Annotated in this window: 21 protein-coding genes and 4 tRNA genes; 9 read left to right on the top strand and 16 right to left on the bottom strand. The window is 61.7% G+C overall.

Translation table 11 applies throughout. The features are described from left to right. Positions 1 to 18 precede the first annotated feature (18 nt). Positions 19 to 540, bottom strand: coding sequence for an AAA family ATPase (locus tag ACF8GB_RS12665; protein ID WP_392527126.1), 522 nt, complete (start codon positions 538 to 540; stop codon positions 19 to 21). Positions 541 to 1,025: 485 nt separating this feature from the next. Here ACF8GB_RS12665 and ACF8GB_RS12660 point away from each other — a divergent pair, with 485 nt between their 5' ends. After that, positions 1,026 to 2,228: a PD-(D/E)XK nuclease family protein gene (locus ACF8GB_RS12660; RefSeq protein ID WP_392527125.1), complete on the top strand. Its 1,203-nt coding sequence runs from the start codon at positions 1,026 to 1,028 to the stop codon at positions 2,226 to 2,228. A 195-nt stretch (positions 2,229 to 2,423) separates the two neighbouring features. Here the strand turns inward: ACF8GB_RS12660 and ACF8GB_RS12655 are convergent. Together ACF8GB_RS12655 and ACF8GB_RS12650 are read right to left on the bottom strand one after the other, a co-directional pair. Then, positions 2,424 to 2,499, bottom strand: a tRNA-Thr gene (locus ACF8GB_RS12655). A 70-nt stretch (positions 2,500 to 2,569) separates the two neighbouring features. Beyond that, positions 2,570 to 2,980, bottom strand: a complete 411-nt coding sequence (locus ACF8GB_RS12650; RefSeq protein WP_058638634.1) for a pilin — start codon at positions 2,978 to 2,980, stop codon at positions 2,570 to 2,572. A gap of 214 nt (positions 2,981 to 3,194) precedes the next feature. On the opposite strand from ACF8GB_RS12650, the gene ACF8GB_RS12645 reads away from it, so the two are divergent. The 4 genes from ACF8GB_RS12645 to yacG are packed head-to-tail and all read left to right on the top strand — an operon-like array spanning position 3,195 to position 6,091. After that, positions 3,195 to 4,403 carry a type II secretion system F family protein gene (locus tag ACF8GB_RS12645; RefSeq protein WP_392527123.1) on the top strand — a complete coding sequence of 403 codons (1,209 nt, stop codon included), beginning with the start codon at positions 3,195 to 3,197 and terminating at the stop codon, positions 4,401 to 4,403. 1 nt (position 4,404) lies between these two features. After that, positions 4,405 to 5,274, top strand: a complete 870-nt coding sequence (locus ACF8GB_RS12640) for an A24 family peptidase (RefSeq protein ID WP_196186749.1) — start codon at positions 4,405 to 4,407, stop codon at positions 5,272 to 5,274. Further along, on the top strand, positions 5,271 to 5,894 hold the full coding sequence (gene coaE, locus ACF8GB_RS12635; RefSeq protein ID WP_392527122.1) for a dephospho-CoA kinase: 624 nt from the start codon (positions 5,271 to 5,273) through the stop codon (positions 5,892 to 5,894). The genes ACF8GB_RS12640 and coaE overlap by 4 nt, the downstream gene beginning before the upstream one ends. After that, complete coding sequence (yacG, locus tag ACF8GB_RS12630; protein WP_023533231.1) at positions 5,891 to 6,091, top strand: DNA gyrase inhibitor YacG; 201 nt, start codon at positions 5,891 to 5,893, stop codon at positions 6,089 to 6,091. The genes coaE and yacG overlap by 4 nt, the downstream gene beginning before the upstream one ends. Before the next feature lie 49 nt (positions 6,092 to 6,140). Here yacG and ACF8GB_RS12625 read toward each other — a convergent pair whose 3' ends face one another. After that, positions 6,141 to 6,824, bottom strand: coding sequence for an energy-coupling factor ABC transporter permease (locus tag ACF8GB_RS12625; protein WP_058638639.1), 684 nt, complete (start codon positions 6,822 to 6,824; stop codon positions 6,141 to 6,143). A 150-nt stretch (positions 6,825 to 6,974) separates the two neighbouring features. Here ACF8GB_RS12625 and ACF8GB_RS12620 point away from each other — a divergent pair, with 150 nt between their 5' ends. Together ACF8GB_RS12620 and ACF8GB_RS12615 are read left to right on the top strand one after the other, a co-directional pair. After that, positions 6,975 to 7,604: a DUF1780 domain-containing protein gene (locus ACF8GB_RS12620; protein ID WP_023533234.1), complete on the top strand. Its 630-nt coding sequence runs from the start codon at positions 6,975 to 6,977 to the stop codon at positions 7,602 to 7,604. A gap of 349 nt (positions 7,605 to 7,953) precedes the next feature. After that, positions 7,954 to 9,249 (top strand): NAD(P)/FAD-dependent oxidoreductase, encoded by a 1,296-nt coding sequence (locus tag ACF8GB_RS12615; protein ID WP_078479144.1) that lies wholly within the window; start codon positions 7,954 to 7,956, stop codon positions 9,247 to 9,249. Between the two features lie 36 nt (positions 9,250 to 9,285). On the opposite strand, the gene ACF8GB_RS12610 is transcribed toward ACF8GB_RS12615, so the two are convergent. From ACF8GB_RS12610 to rluD, 7 genes are all read right to left on the bottom strand, one after another. Beyond that, positions 9,286 to 10,332 carry an FAD-binding oxidoreductase gene (locus ACF8GB_RS12610; RefSeq protein WP_268977718.1) on the bottom strand — a complete coding sequence of 349 codons (1,047 nt, stop codon included), beginning with the start codon at positions 10,330 to 10,332 and terminating at the stop codon, positions 9,286 to 9,288. Between the two features lie 122 nt (positions 10,333 to 10,454). After that, a tRNA-Lys gene (locus ACF8GB_RS12605) sits at positions 10,455 to 10,530 on the bottom strand. 6 nt (positions 10,531 to 10,536) lie between these two features. After that, a tRNA-Pro gene (locus ACF8GB_RS12600) sits at positions 10,537 to 10,613 on the bottom strand. Between the two features lie 4 nt (positions 10,614 to 10,617). Then, positions 10,618 to 10,693, bottom strand: a tRNA-Asn gene (locus tag ACF8GB_RS12595). 483 nt (positions 10,694 to 11,176) lie between these two features. Next, on the bottom strand, positions 11,177 to 13,741 hold the full coding sequence (clpB, locus tag ACF8GB_RS12590; protein ID WP_023533276.1) for an ATP-dependent chaperone ClpB: 2,565 nt from the start codon (positions 13,739 to 13,741) through the stop codon (positions 11,177 to 11,179). 173 nt (positions 13,742 to 13,914) lie between these two features. Further along, positions 13,915 to 14,655 carry a peptidoglycan editing factor PgeF gene (gene pgeF, locus ACF8GB_RS12585; protein ID WP_058638641.1) on the bottom strand — a complete coding sequence of 247 codons (741 nt, stop codon included), beginning with the start codon at positions 14,653 to 14,655 and terminating at the stop codon, positions 13,915 to 13,917. Then, a complete protein-coding gene (gene rluD, locus ACF8GB_RS12580; protein ID WP_023533229.1) occupies positions 14,652 to 15,614 on the bottom strand; it encodes a 23S rRNA pseudouridine(1911/1915/1917) synthase RluD in 963 nt (320 codons plus the stop codon). The genes pgeF and rluD overlap by 4 nt, the downstream gene beginning before the upstream one ends. Positions 15,615 to 15,761: 147 nt before the next feature. Here rluD and ACF8GB_RS12575 point away from each other — a divergent pair, with 147 nt between their 5' ends. Together ACF8GB_RS12575 and ACF8GB_RS12570 are read left to right on the top strand one after the other, a co-directional pair. Continuing rightward, entirely contained in the window at positions 15,762 to 16,781 is a 1,020-nt protein-coding gene (locus ACF8GB_RS12575; RefSeq protein ID WP_058638642.1) for an outer membrane protein assembly factor BamD, read from the top strand. Positions 16,782 to 16,875: 94 nt separating this feature from the next. Beyond that, the gene (locus ACF8GB_RS12570) at positions 16,876 to 17,106 is read left to right on the top strand and encodes a PP0621 family protein (RefSeq protein WP_023533255.1); all 231 of its coding nucleotides are present in this window, start codon (positions 16,876 to 16,878) and stop codon (positions 17,104 to 17,106) included. A gap of 8 nt (positions 17,107 to 17,114) precedes the next feature. On the opposite strand, the gene thiO is transcribed toward ACF8GB_RS12570, so the two are convergent. The 5 genes from thiO to ACF8GB_RS12545 are packed head-to-tail and all read right to left on the bottom strand — an operon-like array spanning position 17,115 to position 19,935. Beyond that, positions 17,115 to 18,212, bottom strand: coding sequence for a glycine oxidase ThiO (gene thiO, locus ACF8GB_RS12565; protein WP_058638643.1), 1,098 nt, complete (start codon positions 18,210 to 18,212; stop codon positions 17,115 to 17,117). 56 nt (positions 18,213 to 18,268) lie between these two features. Then, positions 18,269 to 18,655: a type IV pilin protein gene (locus ACF8GB_RS12560; RefSeq protein WP_058638644.1), complete on the bottom strand. Its 387-nt coding sequence runs from the start codon at positions 18,653 to 18,655 to the stop codon at positions 18,269 to 18,271. 1 nt (position 18,656) lies between these two features. Next, the gene (locus ACF8GB_RS12555) at positions 18,657 to 19,121 is read right to left on the bottom strand and encodes a hypothetical protein (protein WP_058638645.1); all 465 of its coding nucleotides are present in this window, start codon (positions 19,119 to 19,121) and stop codon (positions 18,657 to 18,659) included. Then, positions 19,118 to 19,756, bottom strand: coding sequence for a PilW family protein (locus ACF8GB_RS12550; protein WP_392527118.1), 639 nt, complete (start codon positions 19,754 to 19,756; stop codon positions 19,118 to 19,120). Before ACF8GB_RS12550 ends, ACF8GB_RS12555 begins: the two co-directional genes overlap by 4 nt. Beyond that, positions 19,753 to 19,935 carry a prepilin-type N-terminal cleavage/methylation domain-containing protein gene (locus ACF8GB_RS12545; protein WP_078479150.1) on the bottom strand — a complete coding sequence of 61 codons (183 nt, stop codon included), beginning with the start codon at positions 19,933 to 19,935 and terminating at the stop codon, positions 19,753 to 19,755. Before ACF8GB_RS12545 ends, ACF8GB_RS12550 begins: the two co-directional genes overlap by 4 nt. Between the last annotated feature and the right edge of the window lie 109 nt (positions 19,936 to 20,044).

The following is a 20,044-nucleotide window of genomic DNA, read 5'->3' as shown; positions in this document are numbered from 1 at the left end:
CGACAAGCGTCACATACCTCAGGGCTGCGAATCTATCGACGCCAGAAACTGACGCGTCTGCCGGTTGGAGCGAAGGTGCACGACCCGGCACCCTGCAGGCGCCGTCGCCATCAGGTGCTTGATCTTGTCCTGTGAAGAATGCCGCGTGGACCAGATGAACCGGATGAAGCCAGGCAAATTGCGCAGCGATTCGGGGCAGTCGTCTGGCAGGTCCGGGCGTGTGCGGCCCAACTGGGTCAAGGTCCTGACCAGCACACGCCAAAATCGGACCGTCAGGGAACGGTCAATCCAGATAAGCATTTGGGCCCTGGCAAGACGGTTGTCCCAGGTCGCCGAATGCCCGCCCTCGAAGATCCACCGTTCGCGCGCCTCCACTTCATGGCACAGGCGGGTCTTTTCGTCCCGGCTGCGCTCGACCCAGCCGGGTAGCCAGTGAATGGTATCGATATGCACGACCGGCAAGCCGGTTCGCTCGCCCAGGTGGCGAGCCAGCGTACTCTTGCCGGCGCCCGGTTGACCAACGATCATGACGCGTTTCATGGGGACTCCTTTTCAACCCGCCATTTTGTACAGGAGGCCGGGGTTGTAAAGAAGTCTCCAAGCTGCGTGCCAATTGCGCGCAGCCCGCTGGGCGCTGAGCAGATTGTGGTGCATCACAATACGACGCTTGAGGGGGCGTTTTGTGAGGTGGTGTTGGGGCGAGATTGGACTTTCAGGTGATTAGTACGGTGATGCCTGCTTGGGCGGGCGTTACGAGAGCGCACGTATCGCGTCGAAAGAGGCCTGGCATCGCGCCCTGTTAGCTGTAGAGCAGGCAAGCCGATTACATCTGATCTAGGAAAGCGCGAATCGGTGACCGTCTGGATCAATGAATACGTAGCTCGCGGCCTATATCATCGGCCCCGAGTACGATCCAACGTGATGGTTGATGTGCGAATTTCTGATCGCTACAGCACGCCGTTGATATCTAACTCGAACCCGAACCACGGGACAATGCTGAATCTGATTCTGGACAAATAACGAGCATGGACAAAGCGCAACTGTTGTTGAATCAGGCAGGCAGCCTGGTGAGGGAGACAGAAGCCAAGCTCGCAGCAAGCGGTGAGCTTTTCAATATCTTCTCCATCACCCGAATCGAGCGGGCCGAAGTCAATACCCACTCTGCGATGATTGCAGAACTCTTGAACCCCAAGGGCCGCCACGGTCAGGGTGAATGCTTTCTCGAACTGTTCCTGGCGACAATGGGCTTCGACTACGAAGGCAGCATCAGCGACGCCAAGGTCAATAAAGAGCAGTTTTTTGCGGGCTACGGCCGTGTCGACGTAGTGATCCACCTGCGGGACCACCTCATCCTGATAGAAAACAAGATCGACGCCCCTGACGGCAAACAGCAACTTAAGCGGTATAACGACATTGGCAAGGCCTCACGCAAGCCGTGGCAGTTGTGGTACCTGACAAAAAAAGGCACGCAAGCGCACGCAAACAGTCACTGCGGCGTGAGCTACCGCCAACTGTCTTACCAGGAGCACATCCTCGGCTGGCTTGAGCAGTGCATCAGCATCTCGACCGCAACGCCGGCGCTTCAGCACGCGTTAATCCAGTACAAGCATCTGGTCCAGAAAATCACCGGGCAAACCATGACGCATACAACACGACACGCACTGATCGAACTTCTCATTGCCGGCGACAATTTGCAGGCCGCCGAAGCCATTGCCCAGGCACTGCCCCATGCGAAGGGGACGGTATTGTTTGGCTTCTTCAATGCAGTACGACATGGGTTGTCGGCACAATGCACACCGGTGTCAGCGCCGCCTGGCTTTTCTGGGCATGACTGCAGCGAGGAGAACTGCCGCAAATGGTTCTATCCCAAGGCGTCGAGATTGAAGCACGTGGGGCAGTTTTTCGACATTGGCGTCGATGGCATGCTGCTTAGAATTGAGGTTGCGTCTGAGGCGCTGCACTACGGGGTGGTGCTGATCACGGGCGGGAAGATGGCGAGCGAGGGTGAGTTATCTGAGCAGACGCTTTCATTGCCTTCATCGTTGATGTGGAGGAATTGGAATGCGTTTAAATGGTATTCCTGCCTGTATCAAGACAATGTTGCTAGCGGCATGGAGGGTTTGTCTGATGCTGGGCGGTTGGTCAGGGAGGTGCTGCGTGTGGTTGAGTTGATCAGATCGGGCGTGGTGGACCGGTCTGGGCTGCAGCTTGAAGGTGCATTGAGCTGAATCGCTGTTGGAGTTTGATACACCCGATAGATCGTTGGGGGCGGTCTGACGTCCCGGTGAGGCCGCTCCAGTGGTCGTGTGATGCCAGGGGTGACGGGATAGGCTGCTAGGCCGTTCTGAGTGAACAGCGTGGTGCACTGAGGCGGCTTTTGCGGGGGTTCCAGAGATTTTAGTGGCCTTCGCTGGATTCTGAAGTGGTGCCGGAGACAGGAATCGAACCTGCGACCTTCGCGTTACGAGTGCGCTGCTCTACCGACTGAGCTACACCGGCGTGTAGCGCAACGTACCACTGCTGCACCCGTTACGCAAACCTCTGTTTCCATTCGTTTATTGCGTCACCCTTACGGCGCGGCGCAGCCGTTGGGGGCGAGGTCGGTTTCGATGTCGGTAGTGCAGGCCCAACCGGTGGCTGAGCGGGTCAGGGTCAGGGCCTTGCCCAGCACGGTCGCGGGGGCGTCGACCAGGGTGCAGACGATGCGGCCACTGGCGTCGCTGGCCTTGCCGGTGGCGGTGATCGCGCAATGGGCGGTGCTGGGCTGGCCGCCGAGGCTGGCGACGTCGGTGACGTCGCGGCCTTCGTTCAAGCGCAGGTCCATTGCGGTTTTCAGGGCGCTGATCTCCAGCAGGCCGGCGGCGGCCTTGGAGCGGGCTTGGTGGTTGGTGTACATCGGTAAGGCGATGGTCGCCAGAATGCCGATGATCGCGACGACGATCATCAGTTCGATCAGGGTGATGCCGCGTTGCCCTTTCATGAACAATTTCCTTTTCGATACGCAGACTCAGTGAGGTCAGGCTTGCCTCGACCGGCAGCGGCGCAGTAGGCCTGAACAGACACCTTTTGTCACCCCTACCCGCTTGGGCTTTGCCCTCGCTGCACTACTCTAGTGACCATCGGAAAGGCGCGCCTTTCCAAGGACGAGGCAAGCTGTTTCCAGGCTTGTCACAGGGACGAAAAAGGACATGTGCATGACGTCATCTACGCATCTCTATACCTGGCAGGGCACGGACGCCAGCGGCGCACCCGTCAGCGGCCAGACCACGGGGCGCAGCCCGGCCTATGTACAGGCTGCGCTGATTCGCCAAGGCATCACGGTGGCGCGGGTGCGGCCAGCGGGTGGGCTGGCACTGACCTGGCCGCGTTGGCAGGCCAGGCCGGACACGGCGGGTTTCAGTCGGCAGCTGGCGACCTTGCTGCGAGCGGGTGTGCCGTTGTTGCAGGCGTTCGAAGTGATGAGCCGTAGCGGCTGCCCTGAGGGGCAGGCGGCTGTATTGCTAGCGTTGAAAAAAGATCTGGGCGCGGGGTTGGGATTGGCGGATGCCTTGCAACGCCACCCTCGCTGGTTCGATGGGCTGTACTGCAACCTGGTACGGGTGGGTGAGCAGTCGGGGACGCTGGATCGCCAGCTCGAACAGTTGGCGTGCATGCTGGAGCAGCGGCGCACGCTTGAGAAAAAGGTACGAAAGGCGATGGCCTATCCCATCCTGCTGTTGCTCACGGGGTTGGGGGTTTCGACCATCTTGTTGCTGGAAGTGATTCCGCAGTTCGAATCGATGTTCGTCGGCATGGGTACGGCATTGCCAGCCCTCACCCAGTGGGTGATAGACCTGTCGGCGGGGTTCGGGCAGGTGGCGCCCTGGGTGGCGCTGGTGGGGGGGCTGTTGGGCGTCGGTGGGCGCCAGCTGTATCGCCAGCATACACCGGCACGCCTGTGGTGCGCGCAGCAACTGCTAAGCATGCCGGTATTCGGAGCGTTGTTGGGGCAGGCTGCGCTGGCGCGGTTCGCCCGCAGCCTGGCGACCAGTTATGCGGCTGGGGTGCCGTTGCTGGACGCGCTGGGCACGGTGGCCAGGGGGTGTGGGAGTGAGCTTCACGAGCAGGCGGTGATGCGGTTGCGTCAAGCACTGGCGAACGGTCGGGCCCTCAATCAGGCGATGGCTGAGGAGCGCGTGTTCCCGCCCCTGCTGGTGCAAATGACGGCAATCGGCGAGGCCAGCGGGACCTTGGACCAGATGCTGGACAAGGCTGCGATCCATTATGAGGACCAGGTCAGCCAGGCCCTGGACCAGCTGGCCAGTCTGCTGGAACCGGCCATCGTGCTGGTGCTGGGAGTGCTTGTCGGTGGGCTGGTGGTGGCGATGTACCTGCCGATTTTCCAACTGGGTAGCCTGATCTGATATGACGGTCTGGACACTGCAGGGCATGGAGCCTGCGCACTTCATCGCCTGGGCCGCGCTGCTCGGTTTGCTGGCAGGCAGCTTCATCAATGTTGTAGCGCATCGTTTGCCGATCATGCTCAAGCGGCAATGGCGACGCACTGCGCAAGAGATACTGGAGCTACCCCCAACCTCGTCTGCGCGGTTCGATTTATGGTTACCCGGCTCCCATTGCCCTTTGTGCAAGCACGTCATCCGTGCGTGGGAGAACATCCCTGTGCTCAGTTACCTGGCACTCAATGGCCGTTGCCGGGGGTGCAAGGGACGGATCAGCGTGCGTTATCCCTTGGTCGAGGTGGCCAGTACCCTGTTGTCGATGGCCATTGCCTGGCGCTTCGGCCCGTCGGAGCAAGCGCTTTTTGCGCTGCTGCTGACCTGGTGCCTGCTGACGCTGAGCCTGATCGATGCGGATCAACAGCTGTTGCCCGACGTACTGGTGTTGCCGACAGTGTGGCTGGGGCTGATCGTCAATGCTGGCAATGTGTTCGCGCCACTTGGCGATGCGCTGTGGGGCGCCGTGCTGGGTTATCTAAGCCTCTGGACCGTCTACTGGGCATTCAAGTTGCTGACCGGCAAGGAAGGCCTTGGGTACGGTGACTTCAAATTGATGGCGCTCATCGGTGCCTGGGGTGGCTGGCAGGTGCTGCCCCTGACCCTCTTGCTGTCCTCGGTGGCGGGCACATTCATAGGGTTGTGCCTGATCGGGCTGCGCCGGCATGCCATGGGGGCGGCAATGCCCTTTGGGCCTTATCTGGCTATTGCGGGGTGGATTGCCGTGCTCTGGGGTGATGAAATACCCCCCTCCTACATGCAACTGCTTGGATTCCAATGAGCACAGCGGCCACAACACCCTGGATTCTCGGCCTTACCGGCGGCATCGGCAGCGGCAAGAGCGCCGCAGCCGAGCGCTTCGTCGAGCTTGGCGTGCACCTGGTCGATGCCGATCAGGCAGCGCGGTGGGTGGTCGAGCCCGGCCGCCCAGCCTTGGCGAGCATCGTCGAGCACTTCGGCCCTGCCGTGCTGCAGGCGGATGGGCAGCTTGACCGTGCCGCGCTGCGCCAGTTGATCTTCACCGACCCGGCGCAGCGCAAATGGCTGGAGCAATTGTTGCACCCGCTGATCGGCCAGGAGATTTTCAGTTACCTGGCCAAAGGGCAATCGCCCTATGCGGTGTATGTCTCGCCCCTGCTGATCGAGTCGGGGCAGTATAAGAAAACCCAGCGCGTACTGGTCATCGACGCCCCGCAGACCCTGCAGGTAGCACGCACCCTCGCCCGCGACCACACCAGCGCCGAGCAGGTGCAGGCCATTGTTCAGGCCCAGCTGCCGCGTGAAGAACGCCTGCGCCATGCCGATGACGTGGTGGTCAATGACGGCGACCTAGGTCACTTGCATGCGCAGATCGACCGACTGCACCACTTTTATCTGACTTTACGAGGAGGCCAGCCATGAGCCAGCCATTGACCGTCGATTGCCCGACCTGTGGCGCACCTGTGGAATGGAACGAGAAGAACACCTTTCGGCCGTTCTGCTCCGACCGCTGCAAACTGATCGACCTGGGCGCCTGGGCGTCCGAGGAGCACAAGATTCCCGGAGCCGAGGACTCGGAAGACGAATTGTATTCAGGGGATCTGGAGCCTCGTCACTGATCACTTTGGGAGATACACCAGCTAGATGCTGTGCAGCGAGGCATGGCTGTCAGCCACCGCCTTCCTTCCAGGGAGCCTGCAGGTATCGAGTACGGTTGAACGTCTCCAGCCATTCGGGGCAGAAGACCACCAGTGCGCTGATGACGGTTCCGTTGATAAACGCTTCGGGAAACATCATCAGCCACAGGTAGCCCACGAAATCACTCAGCCACTCCGGCATGGCGAACAGCCCATCGAGCCAGAGCAACCCCAGCGCGGCACTAAGGCAGACGACCACCGTCAGTGCCGCCGGGAAAAACCCTGAGCAAAAGATGTACACGAAAAGGTTTCGCGGCTGCGCGCGTTCCACCGCGATGGCACAGATTTCGGTGACCAGGACCGGCAGGCCGACCAACAGCAGGCCGTTGACCCCTAACGCAGTCAACTCCTGACGCCCGAGCAGCAGCAGGCCCACTTGCGCCATGAAGCCACCCAGAACTGCCAGCGGCCAGTCCAGCAGCAGGGTGACGGCGGTCATGCCGATGAAGTGGTAGGACACGCCCGTGTCGAAATCACGCCGAACCAACCACAGCGCGAACAACCCGACCACGGTGCCGAACAGCAAGTGCTGGCGCCGCCGGTCGGTGACCAGCTCGACCCAGCGGGCCTGACTGGTGGCCCAGGCGAGCAGCGGCACGTAGCCGAGCCAGCCAACGGTCAGCGTTGTTCCCGACAGCACCTGCGCGCTGATCATGTAGGAATAACCTCAATCAATGCATGGACAAAGGCGAGTCTACACGTATTGCCCAAGTATCAGCGTGTCCCTACACCACAAGCATGCAATTCATTGATTCAAGGCGCGATCAACACCTGATCGTCATCAAATTACAGCTAAGCTTGCTTCATGGATGATTCCGATTACCTGCGCCTGCTGACCATCCAGGCCGAACAAGCCAATGCGTTTCTGTCCAATGCCCGCAAATGGGAGCGTGAGCGTTGGGTCTGCCAGCGCCTGCTGCAAGGCCTGAACATCGCGTATCGCAACGACGACTTCACACCCGCTGGCCAGGAGCCGCCTGACGTATTGTTCCGCGATGCGGCCTTCGAGGTGTTCTTCGTGCTGGACGAGGGTCGCCGGCTTAACGATGAATGGCGAGAAGAGCTGCAACGCAGGCGCAGCGCCTTTTCACTGGCGCAACTGGTGCGACGCGAAGCGCGCCCTCGCCGCATCAGTGCCACCGAGTTGCTGGGCAGGCTGGCACCTACCCTGCGCAAGAAAGCGCACAACTACCGTGAGCGCGGGCTGGACCTGAACGAGCTGGACATCATTGCCTTCGCCAGCCTCAAGCGCGAGGTGCTGGACCTCAACACCCACTTCCCGCCGCCCACCGAGTATTTGCGCCAGGGCTGGCGCTCGCTGTCGCTGGTCGGGCCAACCTTTGCCCGGGTGTTGTTCGCTCACCCGGATGCGCCGGACTTTCTTCGCGGCAACCTGGGGCGCAGCATCGTCTTCGATGTGGGGATCAGCCTTTGATCCTGTGCAGTGATCGTTTGCGATGACGTACACTCGGCGGCGCGGATAGAAAGCATTATCATTTGTTACAGCCGCGTGAGCGACCACTGTAGCGTTTGCCCCTGCACGAACGTCTATCCGTAGAGGCCCAGCATGACCCACGCCTGAACCCTGCGTGTCAGCCAGTGTCGATGATGACCTGCAAGCCCTGCATACACTGGGGTCGAGCATCTCGCCACCCCCGCTGTCTTGGGTTTGGCGCCCGTTGAGTGGACCGGAGCTATGAGCTGCCTTGCGCTCGCCCTCCCCTCTTACCCCGTGCGGCCGGCCCGTTGGGCCAAGAATTCCGTAAACCTTATGAGATATTCCCATGACTCATCGCATCGTGATTGTCGGCGGCGGCGCCGGCGGCTTGGAATTGGCTACCCGCCTGGGCAAGACCCTGGGCAAGCGCAAGCAGGCTGACATCACCCTGGTGGACACCAACCTCACCCATATCTGGAAACCGCTGCTGCACGAGGTGGCCGCCGGCTCCTTGAACTCCTCCGAAGACGAACTGAACTACGTGGCGCAAGCCAAGTGGAACCACTTCAACTTCCAACTGGGGCGCATGAGCGGCCTGGAGCGTGAGAGCAAGCGGATCCAGTTGGCTGCCACGCTCGATGAAGACGGCCGCGAACTGCTGCCCGCGCGTACCCTTGCCTACGACACCCTGGTCATCGCCGTGGGCTCGAACACCAACGACTTCGGCACCTTGGGTGCGGCGCAGCATTGCCTGTTCCTGGACACGCGCAAGCAGGCTGAACGCTTCCACCAGCAACTACTCAACCATTACCTGCGCGCCCACGCAGGCGATGTGGCCAGTGAAAAGATCAGCGTAGCCATCGTCGGTGCCGGTGCCACGGGCGTGGAGCTGGCTGCCGAGCTGCATCACGCGGCCCATGAACTGGCGGCCTACGGCCTGGACCGCATCCAACCGAAAGACATGCACATCACCTTGATCGAGGCAGGCCCGCGCGTGCTGCCGGCACTGCCGGAGCGCATCAGCGTGCCCGTGCATCAGACCCTTGAGAAGCTGGGGGTGAAGGTAATGACCAACGCGGCCGTCAGCGAAGTGACCGCCGAAGGTCTCAAGACCAAAGACGGCGAAGTGATCCAGGCCAGCCTGAAGGTCTGGGCAGCGGGCATCCGGGCGCCGGGTTTCCTGAAGGAGATCGATGGCCTGGAGACCAACCGCATCAACCAACTGGTCGTACGGCCCACCCTGCAAACCACCCGTGATGACGCTATTTTTGCCTTCGGTGACTGCGCCGCCTGCCCGCAGCCAAACAGCGATCGCAACGTACCGCCCCGGGCGCAGGCGGCCCACCAGCAGGCGTCGATGCTGGCGCAGAGCATCAAGGCGCGCCTTGAGAACAAGCTGCTGCCGACCTACCAGTACAAGGATTATGGCTCGCTGGTGTCGCTCTCGCGCTTCTCGGCCGTGGGTAACCTGATGGGTAACTTGATGGGCAGTGTGAAGCTCGAAGGCTGGCTCGCAAGGATGTTCTACGTGTCGCTGTATCGTATGCACCAGATGGCGTTGTACGGTTTCTTCCGCACGGCCCTGATGATGCTGGGCAGCAAGATTGGTCGCGGCACAGAACCACGGCTGAAGTTGCACTGACCTGGCTGCTGGCTGGGTGCACTCGCAGGCGCCCGGCTAGCGTCGCGTCCGAACGATTTCCTCGGCTGCCAGACGGCCGAGGTGGGGCGCTAGCACGATTCCAGGATGTGCCACCAAGGCGTACACCCCCTCGACGCCCGGAAGGTAACCCATCACAGGCTTGCCTTCCGGGCTCATCGGTCGGTGCCCGATACTGACCGCGCGCAGCGAAAGCGCCGTGGCGCCGATGAACATCTGCCGGATGGCTTTTGTGGTGCGCTCGACCAAGGCTGGCAACCCTGCCTCACCCTCGGCAGGCGCTTCTTCGGCGCAGGCCACGCCCCCTTCCAATGCCGGGCGTAACTCCAAGCCATTACCGTAGACCAGGTGCCGCACTACACCGGCTGGCGCCGCGAAGCGCATCAGTACAGCTGGCCGGGTAAGCAAGGGCAAGGGCAGACCGACACCTGCTGCAAGGCCGATTGCGGCACCGGCATTGGCCAGCACCACGGTATCGGCGGCGTAGGTTTGCGTTGCGCACCTGGCGGCCGTCACGCGTCCGTTGTGCGTCTCTATGCCATCGACCCGCCGGCCGTAGAGAACCTCTGCCCCGGCTTGCTCGGCGCCGCTCAACAGCATTTTCGCCAAGGCAACAGGTTCCACGGCAAAATCGTCCGGCGCCCAAGCGGCCAGTGCGGGTGGCGTGATCATGCACGGCTCAAGGGCGCTTATCTGCTGGGCGTCCAGTGGTTGAAGGTTTACGCCGGCAGAGCGTTGCTGGTCGATGAGGGCGGCCGTTTGCGCATCGTTGTCCAACCACACCATGGCGCCACGGGCGGCAATCGGCAAAGGCCCGAGGTCAAGCGCCAGCCGGTTGAAGTCGGCGATGGCCTGCAATGTGGAGGAAAATGCCGCCGGGTTGTCCGATGCACTGGCGCTGGCAGTGCCTACCCAGCCATATGACCAACGGGTAACGCCACTGGCGGCTCGAGACCCTTGCTCCAGAACAGTGACCCGAGCACCGAGCCTTGCAAGGTGCCACGCAATGGAAGCACCCATGATGCCTCCACCCACGACCACGACACTTGATGTGTTGGCTCCCATGCCAATAGGTCCCCAGACTGCGAAAGACACAGGCCAGAATAGCGGATTTGCGGGAAAATACAGGGCTTAGAAAAACCGAGGCAAAAGAAAAAGGGCATCTCATTCGAGATGCCCTTCTTACATGGTGGGTCGTGTAGGATTCGAACCTACGACCAATTGGTTAAAAGCCAACTGCTCTACCAACTGAGCTAACGACCCGGAAAATGGTCGGGGTGAGGGGATTCGAACTCCTGACATCCTGCTCCCAAAGCAGGCGCGCTACCGGACTGCGCTACACCCCGAGATTGGCTCCGCGACCTGGACTCGAACCAGGGACCCAATGATTAACAGTCATTTGCTCTACCGACTGAGCTATCGCGGAACTGAACTTCGGTACAACCTTACATCTTCGAAGCTTGTGTTAACTTCGGTCTCTTTGGCTATCCGCTTTCGCGTTATCGCTGCTGAGGCCGGCTATTCTACATTCTTCGTTTTGCTTGTCAACCACTTTTTTTCATTCAACTTACTGATTTCTAAGTTGTTTTGCGGTCACCGGTGTCGCTGGTGATTCGCTTAGTGCCTGACAACGCGGCGTATATTAGGGCCACTCGATTGATCATGCAAGCATAAATTTCAAAAATTTCAGCAAGTTATCTTGGATTAGCGCAAAGGCCCGGATTTACGGGGGTTGGCTGGGCTCGTCGATGACAGCATAAGGGTTGTCGGGGCCGTTTTGCGGCCCATCGCGGCACGAGGCCGCTCCTACCCTGACCGCATGATGCCTGATGCATCAGGATTTGGAGCGACATTGCCGAGGCGCCGGACCAGCCGCGATGGGCCGCGAGACGGCCCCAACAACTTAACGTCACGCAAAGACGATCTCGTCGCCTTCCACCGTGGCAGTGATCGCCGTACCTGGCACGAACTTGCCCGACAGGATCAACTGCGCCAGCGGGTTTTCGATCCAGCGCTGAATCGCGCGCTTGAGCGGCCGCGCTCCATACACCGGGTCGTAACCCACGGCGATCAGCTTGTCCAGGGCTTGCGGGCTCAAGCTCAGCGAAAGCTCGCGCTCCATCAAACGGCTGCGCAGCCGTCCCAGCTGGATCTCGGTAATGCCGGCGATCTGCTCGCGGCCCAGCGGTTCGAACACCACCACTTCGTCGATCCGGTTGATGAATTCGGGACGGAAGTGCGCGCCCACCGCATCCATCACGGCAGCACGCTGCGCCTCGCGATCGCCCACCAACTCCTGGATCTGTGCCGAGCCGAGGTTGGACGTCATCACGATGACCGTATTGCGGAAGTCCACGGTGCGGCCGTGGCTATCGGTCAAGCGTCCGTCTTCCAGTACCTGCAACAGCACGTTGAACACGTCGGGGTGAGCCTTCTCTACCTCGTCGAGCAGCACCACCGAGTACGGCTTGCGGCGCACGGCCTCGGTCAGGTAACCGCCCTCCTCGTACCCCACATAGCCTGGTGGTGCACCGATCAGCCGCGCCACGGAGTGTTTCTCCATGAACTCGGACATATCGATACGCACCATGGCCTCCTCGGTATCGAACAGGAATTCGGCCAGCGCCTTGCACAGTTCGGTCTTGCCCACGCCGGTCGGGCCGAGGAACATGAACGAGCCGCTGGGCCGGTTAGGATCGGACAAGCCTGCCCGGGACCGGCGCACCGCGTTGGCCACGGCGGTAACGGCTTCGCTCTGGCCAATCACACGCTGGTGCAGCAGCGCTTCCATTTTCAGCAGCTTTTCGCGCTCGCCTTCCAGCATCTTGGACACAGGGATGCCCGTCCACTTGGAAACCACTTCGGCGATTTCTTCCTCGGTCACCTTGTTGCGCAGCAATTGGTTATCGGTCTTGCCGTGCTGGTCGACCATCTGCAGGCTGCGCTCCAGGTCCGGGATTACCCCGTACTGCAGCTCAGCCATGCGGCTCAGGTCGCCTTTGCGGCGGGCGGCCTCAAGTTCCTGACGCGCTTGCTCGATCTTTTGCTGAATCTGGGCCGAACCCTGCACTTCAGCTTTTTCCGACGCCCAGATCTCTTCGAGGTCGGAATATTCACGCTCAAGGCGCTCGATTTCCTCGGTCAGCTTCTCCAAGCGCTTCTTGGCAGCCTCATCCTCTTCTTTCTTGAGCGCCTGGGACTCGACCTTGAGCTGGATCAGACGGCGGTCGAGACGGTCGAGGACCTCAGGCTTGGAGTCGATTTCCATCCGAATACGGCTGGCTGCCTCGTCGATCAGGTCGATGGCCTTGTCAGGCAACTGACGATCGGTGATGTAGCGGTGGCTGAGCTTGGCCGCCGCGATGATGGCGCCGTCGGTGATGGCCACCTTGTGGTGCACTTCATAGCGTTCTTTCAGCCCACGCAGAATAGCGATGGTGTCCTCTTCGCTAGGCTCCTCCACCAGCACCTTCTGGAAGCGACGTTCCAGGGCCGCGTCCTTCTCGATGAACTGGCGGTACTCGTTCAAGGTGGTGGCGCCTACGCAATGCAGTTCACCACGGGCCAGGGCCGGCTTGAGCATGTTGCCCGCATCCATGGCACCCTCGCCTTTACCGGCGCCGACCATGGTGTGCAGTTCGTCGATGAACAGGATCACCTGCCCTTCCTGCTTCGACAGTTCGTTGAGCAGGCCTTTGAGGCGCTCTTCGAATTCACCCCGGTACTTGGCGCCGGCAATCAGGGCCCCCATGTCCAGGGCGAGCAAACGCTTGCCTTTCAGGCCATCTGGCACTTCACCGTTGATGATGCGCTGGGCGAGGCCTTCGGCAATGGCGGTCTTGCCCACGCCGGGCTCACCGATCAGCACGGGGTTGTTCTTGGTACGGCGTTGCAGCACCTGGACGGTGCGGCGGATTTCGTCGTCACGGCCGATCACAGGGTCAAGCTTGCCTTCTTCGGCACGCTTGGTCAGGTCGACGGTGTACTTGTCCAGTGCCTGACGCGATTCCTCTGCGTTGGCATCGTTCACGGCCGCACCACCGCGCAGGTTGTTGATGGCGTTCTCCAAGGCTTTCTTGCTCACGCCCTGGCTGAGCAGCAACTTGCCCAGCTTACTGTTCTCATCCATGGCCGCCAACACGACCAGCTCGCTGGAAATGAACTGGTCACCCTTTTGCTGGGCCAGGCGGTCTGCCTGGTTGAGCAGGCGTGCCAGATCCTGCGACATGTTCACGTCGCCCGTGGGGTTCTGGATTTTCGGCAGTTGATCAAGTTCCTTGACCATCGCCTGACGCAGGCTATTGATGTCGAAGCCGACCTGCATCAGCAGTGGCTTGATAGAGCCACCCTGCTGTTCGAGCAAGGCCTGGAGCAAGTGGACAGGCTCGATAGCGGGGTGATCCATGCCAACGGCCAGGGATTGCGCATCGGATATTGCAAGCTGGAGCTTGCTGGTCAAACGGTCTATTCGCATGATGTTCCTTCCTGTAAAGGGCAGGTCGGAGCGATGGACAGCGCCTGTTTATGAAGAAACCTGCCTGAGATGTCTTATAGATAAGGCTGATTCTGGAAGATTCAAGCGTAGCGGGGTTGACGGAGGTCAAGCTGTTGGATTTGCACCGGTGTAAAGGCAGGTGCGGCCCATTGCTAGCGCGGCGCCAGCCACACCAAGGAAGCGAAACGCCCACCTTGCGGGGTACGCCGATAGGAGAAGAACCGCTCGTCGCTCACCGTGCATAAGCCGCCACCGTAAACAGCCGTGACCCCACGGGCTGCCAGGCGAATACGGGCCAGGGCGTAGATATCGGCCATCAGCTTGCCGGGTCGCTCACCGTCGACGAATGCCCGCGCGGCCTCCGGGTGCACCGCAGTAAAGGCATCACGCACTTCCAGGCCCACTTCGAACGCCTGGGGCCCAATCGCCGGGCCCAGCCATACCAGCACCTGAGCCGGTGGTACGTCCAAGCGATCCAGGGTGGCTTCCAGCACGCCCCCGGCAAGCCCGCGCCAGCCCGCATGGGCTGCCGCCACCTGCGTACCGGCCTGGTCACAGAAAAGTACAGGCAGGCAATCGGCGGTCATCACCGTGCAGGCGATGCCTGGCCGGTCGGTCCAGCTGGCATCGGCTTCGACCACGCGGGAGGGGTCGGCATCGACGACGGCCAAGCCGTGCACCTGCTTGAGCCAGGCGGGCTGGATGTCGAACTCGCCGCTCAGGCGCAGACGGTTCTGGGCAACGGCCGCAGGGTCGTCCCCCACATGGTCACCCAGGTTGAAGGTATCGAAAGGCGGCAGGCTGACGCCGCCCTGGCGGGTGGTGACGCAGGCGCGAACCGAGGCTGGCGCAGGCCAGTCCGGTGTCAGCAGCGACTGCGTCAGGCCACTCATCCGATGAAACTCTCGCGATCCTGGTTGAGCAGCGACAGCAGCCAGACGAAATCATCGGGCAGTGGCGATTCCCATTCCATGCGCTCGCCCGTCGCCGGGTGCACCAGTGCCAGGAAGCGTGCGTGCAGGGCCTGACGCGGGAAGGTCTTGACCGCCTCGACCATGGTCGGGCTTGCCGCAGGCGGGATGCGGAAGCGCCCGCCGTAGGTCTGGTCACCGACCAGGGGGAAGCCGACGTGGGCCATGTGCACGCGAATCTGGTGGGTACGGCCGGTTTCGAGCTTGACCCGCACGTGAGTGTGCGACCGGAAACGCTTGAGCACACGGTAGTGGCTGACCGCTGGCTTGCCACCGTCTGTGACAGCCATGCGCTGGCGCATGCCGCCGTGGCGACCGATGGGGGCGTCGATCTTGCCACCGGCAGTGACCACGCCCACCACGATGCATTCGTAGATACGGCTGACCGAGCGCTTCTGCAACTGGTCCACCAGGTGGGTTTGCGCCTGCAAGGTCTTGGCCACGACCATCAGGCCGGTGGTGTCCTTGTCCAGGCGGTGGACGATGCCGGCACGTGGCACGTTGATGATGTCGGGCACGTGATGCAGCAAGGCGTTGAGCAAGGTACCGCTGGCATGGCCGGCAGCCGGGTGCACCACCAGGCCCGCAGGCTTGTTGATGACCAGGATCTGGTCGTCTTCATAGACGATGTCCAGCGCAATGTCCTCGGCCTCCCATTCGCCCTGGGCTTCCTGCTCGGCTTCCAGGGCCAGCACGGCACCGCCATGCACGGTGTCACGCGGGCGCAGTACAGCACCGTCGACCGTCAGACGGCCATCTTTGATCCAGGCCGTCAGCCGCGAGCGCGAATACTCGTCGAACAGTTGGGCGGCGACCTGGTCGAGGCGTTGACCGCCCAGTTCGGACGGGACCTCTGCGCTAAGTTGAATGATCTCGGACATGCTCGATTCAGTGGGCGCACAGCCTTTGGTTTCAGCTGCGAGCTTGTGGTTAAATACGGCTTCTTTTGTCCCGGGGTTGGCCGGGGCGCTCATCATAACAGGACGGCCCCGCCCAAGACAGCGGCCGTCAAAGGGACGCAAGCCGCCATGCAAGTGAAACACCTGCTGCTGATCGCCATCCTCGGGCTCACCGCGGCCTGTTCCTCTAATAAGGAAGTCATCGACGAGAACCTCAGCGAGGCCGAGCTGTATCAGCAGGCCCAGGCTGACCTGGACAATTCCAGCTACACCAGCGCCGTGAACAAGCTCAAGGCCCTGGAGTCGCGATACCCGTTCGGCCGCTATGCCGACCAGGCGCAGCTGGAGCTGATCTACGCCAACTACAAGAACTCGGAGCCGGAGGCTGCCAAGTCGGCTGCCGAGCGCTTCATCCGCCTGCACCCGCAGCACCCGAACGTCGACTACGCCTACTACCTCAAAGGCCTGACCTCCTTCGACCAGGACCGTGGCCTGCTGGCGCGCTTCCTGCCGCTGGACATGACCAAACGCGACCCGGGCGCGGCACGCGACTCGTACAACGAGTTCGCGCAGCTCACCAGCCGTTTCCCCAACAGCCGTTACGCCCCGGACGCCAAGCAGCGCATGATTTACCTGCGCAACCTGCTGGCCTCCTATGAAATCCACGTGGCCGACTACTACCTCAGCCGTCAGGCATACGTGGCTGCCGCCAACCGTGGCCGCTACGTGGTGGAGAACTTCCAGGAAACGCCTTCGGTTGGCGACGGCCTGGCGGTGATGGTCGAGGCGTACCAGAAGATGCACCTGGACGACCTGGCTGCCACTAGCCTCGAGACCCTGAAGCTCAACTACCCGGACCACCCGAGCCTGGCCGATGGCGAGTTCCAGCCCAAGCAGACCGAGTCTGACGGTCGCGGCTGGCTGTCCAAGGCTACGCTGGGCCTGATCGAAACCGACACCCCGCTGCCACCGGGCCAGACCCGCGCCAACCAGGACGTGATCAAGCAGTTCCAGGATGCGCGTGACGAAATGCCCAAGGAGCTGCTGCCCAAGGACGAAAACGGCGACCCGATCGAGCCACCAGGGCCCAAGGAAGCCAATAGCAACCGCTCCTGGTTCAGCTACATGACCTTTGGTCTGTTCGACTGATTCGGGCGTTGCATGAAAGGGAGGTCCTGGACCTCCCTTTTTTATTGCCTGCGCCCTAGACTGTCATCCTCTTTCATTCGACAAGCTGAACACCATGGTTCGCCTACTTTTCTGGATCGTCCTGATCGCCGCCGCGTTCTGGCTGTGGCGCAAATTCAAACTCAGCCAGCAACCGCGTCAAGAGGCCAAGCTCGACGCGCCTCTGAAAATGGTTCGCTGCGCGCATTGCGGCGTGCACCTGCCCACCGACCAAGCACTGGCGCAGGGCAACACCTGGTATTGCAGCCAGGCGCACTTGCAGCAGGGGCCTGGCCGCCAGGGCTGATCAGGCGGTTAGCCAAGACGCCCATGGGGGGCGTAGGGTGCCGGGTCGATGATGGGCTCGGCGCCATTGAGCAAATCGGCCAGCAGTTGGCACGAGGCTGGCGCCAGCACCAGCCCGTTTCGATAATGGCCGCAGTTCAGCCATAACCCATCAAAACCTGGCACCGGCCCGATAAACGGAACGCCTTCAGGCGAACCTGGCCGTAGCCCGGCCCAGTGGGCCACCACGGGCGCGCCATCCAGGCCGGGCAGCAGATCCACCGCCGATGCCTTGAGGCTTGCCAGCGCCTGATCGGTGGGGGTCTTGTCGTAGCCGGCATGCTCCAGCGTGCTGCCTACCAGAATGTGCCCATCCCGGCGCGGAATGGCATAACGGCCTTTGGCAAGCACCATGCTTGGCAGAAAATCTTCAGCGCATTTGAACAGGATCATCTGCCCTTTCACCGGCTCGACCGGAAGCTCAAGGCCCAGGTGGCGTAGCAGTTCGCCGCTCCAGGCGCCGGCACTGAGTACGACTTCGTCGGCGGCCAGCTCGCCTTCAGCGGTGCTCACCCCAACGATACGACCGTCCTGCTGCACAAAACCCGTGATCTGGCAGTGCTCACGCACACTCACATTGGGTAATGCCAGCAACGCTGCCTTCAGCGATTTGACCAGGCGTGGGTTGCGCACATTGGCCACGCCTTCCATGTAGAGGGCCCGCTCAAAGCCTGGCCCCAGCACAGGGACTGCGTCGTACACCGCCGAAATGTCCACGGCGCTCAGCGGGCGCTGCTCACGGCTCGCCCAAGCCAAGGCCTGGGCTTGATCATCCAGGTCGAGCCAGTAAAGCCCGGTGGTATGCACTTCAGGGTCCAGGCCCGTGCTGGCGAACAGGCGCTCGCCCAGCTGTGGATAGAAGTCTTGCGACCAATGCGCCAGGGCGGTCACTGCCGGGCTGTAGCGCCACGGATACAGGGGTGAGACGATACCGCCCCCGGCCCAGGATGACTCGCGGCCTACCTCGCCCTGGTCGCATATCACCACCTGGTCAACGCTCGCCGCCAGGTTGAATGCCGTCAGCAGGCCAATGACCCCGCCACCGACCACCACTACTTGCTTGCTCATCTGTCGATTCAACACCTGAAGTAAAAAACCGCGATGCACCGGGCACCTGTGACCGTTCAGCCTCCCCAGCAGCGCGCGCTGTCGCTGGCGCCGTGGTTGCGCCCTACCCCAGCTTGATCAAGCTCGAAATCGCCACAGCGGTCTTCGGCCATGAGCCCTGTGGGCAAACGTCGGGCACGCAGGGTGAAGGTCTGGTCCTCGCGCAGCGCTTGCAGGCTGTAGTAGCGGTTGCCCGAAGGCAGACTCGGGTCGCCTTCGGCATACTGGCCAGTAAGCAAGCGATGGCGTTCCAGGCGCAATGCGGCATCTTGCAACAGGGCGACCACCTCGTGGCGCGCTGCCTGCCGCAGGTGGTCGTTGTAACGGGGGTAGGCAATGGCTGCCAGAATGCCGGTGACGGCCAGCACAATCAACAGCTCGATCAGGCTAATGCCTTGCTGCATGTCAGTCTCCTCTGAATCTTTGTCGCCACGCCATGCGGACAAGCTCACCGCCATCGTTGGCATACACCGCTTCCACTGCCTGCCGCGGATGACTTCGCTGGCTGACCGCGGTGACCCGGAACACGGTCACTGGTCGCCCCATCGGGATAGCCACGGCGCGTTGCGTAGTACCCAGGTTCTGCACCTGAAAAAAACCTTCCGGCCCGGCTTGCCAGGCCCCGGCCAGGCGATGAGGCTGCTCAGGCGGCAGACACACTTCACACGGCGGTGGCGGCGCCTGCACGATCGATTGCTTGCCAACCGCCAATGTGGCTTCGGCCTGCTCGAAGGCCAGCTGACCTTCTTTGAACAGGCCTACCATTTGCGTTTCAACGGCGGCTGCACGTAGCGCCGAAGTGCTCAGCCCCCCCAACAAAAGGCTCAGCACCAACGCCAACAGCAGCACCACCCCCCGCTCACGTGTCATGGCTCGCCCCCGTTGCGGCGGGCCACACTGACAACGTACTGCTGCTCCAGCGCCAACAAAGGGTCGAACAGATTCAAGTGCAGGTCGATGCGCTGGCCATCGTCCGCAGCCACCACGTGCAGACGGCGCACATGCTCAAGCAGGGGCTGGGTGCTGCTGCCACGGGTGAAGTACAGGGTATCGTCCCTGACGGCGTAACGATGCCGGGTGATGGGGATGGCCATCAGCGGCGCGGCGGCGTGGGCATGTCCAAGATGTACTTTGGCGTATCCGACGCAGTCAGTGAGCAGGGTCCATTGGGGCTTGAGCGAATGGCCCGGAAGGTCGGCCACTACCACCGTAAGGCTTGATTCCTCGACTTCCAGTGGTCGGCTAAAGGCGGCAAGGGTGTCGCCGTCCGGCAGATCAGCAGGCTCTAAGCGCAGGCAGCCGAACATGCCAGCCATGCGGACGTCCTGGGCCATGCGCAATAGGGCCAGCCGTGCATCTTCCTGCATGCGCAGCGCAGCCGCTTGCAACTGCCACGCCCGGTGGGCAGAGGTGAACAACTGGCTGGCGCCGGCCAACAGCATCAACCCGAGTGCCAGCGCCAGCAGCAGTTCGAGCAATCCGACCCCGTTTTGCCGAAGCCTCATGGCAGCGCCTGCTCATGTGCACTGGCAGATGCCAGCACCGCCTGCGCCTGCTGCCGAGCGTCATGCGTGGCCTGCAAAGCCTGCATGTGCAGCGCCGCTGCGGCAAACATGCCCACGGCAATCACCACCATGGCCAACAGCGTTTCCAAGAGCGTCATGCCCCGTTGCGTTACCTGCATCCCTGCAGCTCCTGCGACTTTTCATGCGTTGTCGATGTACGCCTGCCACTGGAAGGGTGACCCCGCGTGCGTGAAGCTAAAGCCAAGCACGCCCAAGGAGAAATGCACG

Source organism: Pseudomonas sp. xss_4 (genome assembly GCF_043104125.1).
In the GTDB taxonomy this organism is placed as follows: domain Bacteria; phylum Pseudomonadota; class Gammaproteobacteria; order Pseudomonadales; family Pseudomonadaceae; genus Aquipseudomonas; species Aquipseudomonas parafulva_B.
The sequence above is the reverse complement of the archived record's forward strand: the minus strand, read 5'-3'. Positions and strand labels throughout refer to the sequence as shown.

Excerpts from the sequence above, each read along its gene's own strand:
- ACF8GB_RS12665 (WP_392527126.1), bottom strand. The coding sequence starts at position 540 with ATGAAACGCGTCATGATCGTTGGTCAACCGGGCGCCGGCAAGAGTACG.
- ACF8GB_RS12660 (WP_392527125.1), top strand. The coding sequence starts at position 1,026 with ATGGACAAAGCGCAACTGTTGTTGAATCAGGCAGGCAGCCTGGTGAGG.
- ACF8GB_RS12650 (WP_058638634.1), bottom strand. The coding sequence starts at position 2,980 with ATGAAAGGGCAACGCGGCATCACCCTGATCGAACTGATGATCGTCGTC.
- ACF8GB_RS12645 (WP_392527123.1), top strand. The coding sequence starts at position 3,195 with ATGACGTCATCTACGCATCTCTATACCTGGCAGGGCACGGACGCCAGC.
- ACF8GB_RS12640 (WP_196186749.1), top strand. The coding sequence starts at position 4,405 with ATGACGGTCTGGACACTGCAGGGCATGGAGCCTGCGCACTTCATCGCC.
- coaE (WP_392527122.1), top strand. The coding sequence starts at position 5,271 with ATGAGCACAGCGGCCACAACACCCTGGATTCTCGGCCTTACCGGCGGC.
- yacG (WP_023533231.1), top strand. The coding sequence starts at position 5,891 with ATGAGCCAGCCATTGACCGTCGATTGCCCGACCTGTGGCGCACCTGTG.
- ACF8GB_RS12625 (WP_058638639.1), bottom strand. The coding sequence starts at position 6,824 with ATGATCAGCGCGCAGGTGCTGTCGGGAACAACGCTGACCGTTGGCTGG.
- ACF8GB_RS12620 (WP_023533234.1), top strand. The coding sequence starts at position 6,975 with ATGGATGATTCCGATTACCTGCGCCTGCTGACCATCCAGGCCGAACAA.
- ACF8GB_RS12615 (WP_078479144.1), top strand. The coding sequence starts at position 7,954 with ATGACTCATCGCATCGTGATTGTCGGCGGCGGCGCCGGCGGCTTGGAA.
- ACF8GB_RS12610 (WP_268977718.1), bottom strand. The coding sequence starts at position 10,332 with ATGGGAGCCAACACATCAAGTGTCGTGGTCGTGGGTGGAGGCATCATG.
- clpB (WP_023533276.1), bottom strand. The coding sequence starts at position 13,741 with ATGCGAATAGACCGTTTGACCAGCAAGCTCCAGCTTGCAATATCCGAT.
- pgeF (WP_058638641.1), bottom strand. The coding sequence starts at position 14,655 with ATGAGTGGCCTGACGCAGTCGCTGCTGACACCGGACTGGCCTGCGCCA.
- rluD (WP_023533229.1), bottom strand. The coding sequence starts at position 15,614 with ATGTCCGAGATCATTCAACTTAGCGCAGAGGTCCCGTCCGAACTGGGC.
- ACF8GB_RS12575 (WP_058638642.1), top strand. The coding sequence starts at position 15,762 with ATGCAAGTGAAACACCTGCTGCTGATCGCCATCCTCGGGCTCACCGCG.
- ACF8GB_RS12570 (WP_023533255.1), top strand. The coding sequence starts at position 16,876 with ATGGTTCGCCTACTTTTCTGGATCGTCCTGATCGCCGCCGCGTTCTGG.
- thiO (WP_058638643.1), bottom strand. The coding sequence starts at position 18,212 with ATGAGCAAGCAAGTAGTGGTGGTCGGTGGCGGGGTCATTGGCCTGCTG.
- ACF8GB_RS12560 (WP_058638644.1), bottom strand. The coding sequence starts at position 18,655 with ATGCAGCAAGGCATTAGCCTGATCGAGCTGTTGATTGTGCTGGCCGTC.
- ACF8GB_RS12555 (WP_058638645.1), bottom strand. The coding sequence starts at position 19,121 with ATGACACGTGAGCGGGGGGTGGTGCTGCTGTTGGCGTTGGTGCTGAGC.
- ACF8GB_RS12550 (WP_392527118.1), bottom strand. The coding sequence starts at position 19,756 with ATGAGGCTTCGGCAAAACGGGGTCGGATTGCTCGAACTGCTGCTGGCG.
- ACF8GB_RS12545 (WP_078479150.1), bottom strand. The coding sequence starts at position 19,935 with ATGCAGGTAACGCAACGGGGCATGACGCTCTTGGAAACGCTGTTGGCC.